At 71.2% G+C, this 2,583-nt stretch carries 3 protein-coding genes and 1 pseudogene; 2 read left to right on the top strand and 2 right to left on the bottom strand.

The annotated features are described in order from the left end of the window. A pseudogene (locus EQG76_RS12540) lies at positions 1-560 on the top strand (thymidine phosphorylase); the annotation flags it as partial. A 7-nt stretch (positions 561-567) separates the two neighbouring features. Here EQG76_RS12540 and EQG76_RS12535 read toward each other — a convergent pair. Then, positions 568-1,353 (bottom strand): phosphate/phosphite/phosphonate ABC transporter substrate-binding protein, encoded by a 786-nt coding sequence (locus tag EQG76_RS12535; protein ID WP_159713800.1) that lies wholly within the window; start codon positions 1,351-1,353, stop codon positions 568-570. A gap of 13 nt (positions 1,354-1,366) precedes the next feature. Beyond that, positions 1,367-2,113 (bottom strand): 5'-methylthioadenosine/adenosylhomocysteine nucleosidase, encoded by a 747-nt coding sequence (locus tag EQG76_RS12530; protein ID WP_159713798.1) that lies wholly within the window; start codon positions 2,111-2,113, stop codon positions 1,367-1,369. Between the two features lie 64 nt (positions 2,114-2,177). Between EQG76_RS12530 and EQG76_RS12525 the strand changes: the two genes are divergently transcribed. Further along, positions 2,178-2,583, top strand: a 406-nt coding sequence (locus EQG76_RS12525; RefSeq protein WP_200840770.1) for a VOC family protein, incomplete at its 3' end; no start/stop codon positions are given.

The following is a 2,583-nucleotide window of genomic DNA, read 5'->3' as shown; positions in this document are numbered from 1 at the left end:
CCGCCGGCAATGCGGTGGAAGTCATGGAGGCCATCGACGTGCTGGCCGGGCGGATCACAGCTGGGCGCCTGGTGGAACTGGTCCTGGCGCTGGCCGAAGAGATCCTGGACCTGGCTGGCATCCCGGAAGGTGCTGCCAGGGCACGGCAGGCATTGGCCAGCGGTGCGGCCGCCGAGCGCTTCGCCCGGATGGTCCAGAGCCTGGGCGGGCCGTCGGACCTGCTGGAGCGGCCCCATGCCCATCTCCCTGCTGCCCCGGTGATCCGCCCCCTCCTGGCCGGGCCCGGCTTCGTCACCCGGATCGAGGCACGGGCGCTGGGCTTGGCGATCATTGGGCTGGACGGCGGGCGCACCCGGCCGGACCAAGCGGTCGACTATGCGGTGGGGCTCACCGATGTCCTGGAACTGGGCGAGACGACTGGGCCCGACCGGCCGCTCCTGATGGTCCATGCCCGCGACGAGGCGGCTGCGGAGGCTGCCATGGCCCGATTGCGGCCGGCCTTCGAGGTCGGGCCGCAGCCTGATGCCCCGCCGACTGTGGTGACGGGGCGGATCGCCTGACGCCTCTTCAGCCGAGTTCGGTCATCCCGAGTGCGTGGGCGCGGCGGTGCATGCCCGGGATCACCTGGTAGGCCTCCGGATTCAGGACGGCCACACCGTCGATCAGCAGTTCCTGTCGCACCGCCGCCAGCCTCGGATCGGCGCAGGCTGCCTGAATCGCCCGGACCAGGGCTTGCCTGACAGCAGTCGGCAGGCCTGGCCGGGTGATGTAGGGCAGGGCAGGGGCTGCGGGCGACCAGGCGAGCCGCCGGAGCCCGGCCACCGCTGCTGGCCGGGCCCGTGCCGCCAGGGCGAGCGTCACCGCGTCGATCGCGGCCAGATCCGCTTGGCCCTCCTGAACCGCGGCCATGCTCGCCAGATGGCCGCCGGTCCGCACGACCGCGCCGAAGAAGGGGCGGGCAGCGCTGGTCTCGGCCGCCATCACCCGCAGCACGTTGCAGCCGGACTGGCTGTCCTCGCTGTTGATCGCGAGCTTGGCACCCTCGGCATCGGTGAAGCTGGCCAGCGCCGCGTCTTCCCGCACCAGTATGGCCGAGCGGTAGAACGGCCCGTGGCAGCCTTCTGCCGCATAGCAGGGGGTGGCGAGGTAGCGCACCTGGCCGGCCAGCCCATGGGTCAGGGGATAGCCGCAGGTCTGCGAGAACAGGAGGTTGGGCGAGCGCCAGTGCGCCTGGAGGTCGGCCGGCCGCTCCAGCGCCGCCGCGAAGCCGCCATGCCGGGCGATCCCCTGCCACCAGGCGGCCGTGGCGTCGGCCAGCTCCGGCAGGTCGTACATGGGCAGGGCGGCGATCATCGGCAGATGCGCGTCACAGGCTGGCCAGGAGCCGCCGCAGGATCCGGGCCGAGCTGGCGGCAACCTCGTCCACGAACCGGGCGAAGTCGAAGCGTGATTCCTTGCCGGCGAGATCGGACAGGGCGCGGATGTCCAGATAGGGCACGCCGAACGCCTGGGCGACCTGGCCGATCGCACCGCCTTCCATTTCTATCGCCCGGCCGCCCAGCTCGCGGAACAGCCGTTCGCGGGTCCGCTCGCAATGGAGATACTGGTCGCCCGACAGGATCGTCCCGTACACGATCCGGGCCGGCCGGCCGCTGCCGGACGCGGTGACGGCGTCCAGCTGGAACCCGTAGAGGGCGGCCTTCACCTTGGCGAGCAGGTCCGGGTCGACCGGATAGCCCAGCCGGTCGGTCGGGTTGAAGAACGGCACGTGCCCGGCCTGGTAGGTCTGGATTTCGCCGCCCTCGATCACGCCCGCATCATGCTGGACGGTGTGGTCGGCGATCACCACGTCGCCGATATGCAGCTCGGGGTCGAGGCCGCCCGCGACGCCGGTGAACACCACCAGCCGGCAGCGGAAGCGGTCGCAGAGCAGGGTCGCGGTGAGTGCGGCATTGACCTTGCCGATCCCGGCACCGACCAGGATCACCTCGTGCCCGTCCAGCCGGCCATGGTCGAAGCGCAGCCCCGCCACCTCGACGACCTCGCGCGCCTCCAGCACGTCGCGCAGATGGGCCAGTTCCTGGGGAATGGCGCAGATCAGTCCGATCGTCACGGGCGGCAACTCCTGCTAGGGGCGGGGCTGCGTAGCTCTAGAGCAGTGTCCGGAGGAGGCAAGGGTGGCAGCAAGGCACCTGGACGGGATCGACCATCTGATCCTGGGCGTGCGCGACCTGGAGGCAGCCCGACACGCCTTCGCGCGCCTGGGCTTCAACCTGACCCCGCGCGGCCGCCATGTCGGGTGGGGGACGGCCAACTACTGCATCATGTTCAAGCGGGACTATCTGGAACTCCTGGGCATTCTGGATCCCGCGCAGTTCACCAACGGCCTGGACCGGCAGCTCGCCGAGCGCGAGGGGCTGCTCGGCATGGTGCTGCGCTCGGCCGAGCCATCGGCCACCGCCGCTGCCTGGCAGGCGGCGGGCCTGCGCCCCGATGGTCCGAAGGATCTCGGCCGGCTTCTGGAGCATGGCGAGCCGGGCGGCCAGATGCTGCGCTTTTCGAACGTCTATCCGGCCGCCGAGG

Source organism: Geminicoccus flavidas, assembly GCF_009806515.1.
Classification (GTDB): domain Bacteria; phylum Pseudomonadota; class Alphaproteobacteria; order Geminicoccales; family Geminicoccaceae; genus Geminicoccus; species Geminicoccus flavidus.
The sequence above is the reverse complement of the archived record's forward strand: the minus strand, read 5'-3'. Positions and strand labels throughout refer to the sequence as shown.

Bases quoted from the DNA above. Each gene is read 5' to 3' on its own strand.
- EQG76_RS12535 (WP_159713800.1), bottom strand. From the start codon at position 1,353: ATGATCGCCGCCCTGCCCATGTACGACCTGCCGGAGCTGGCCGACGCC.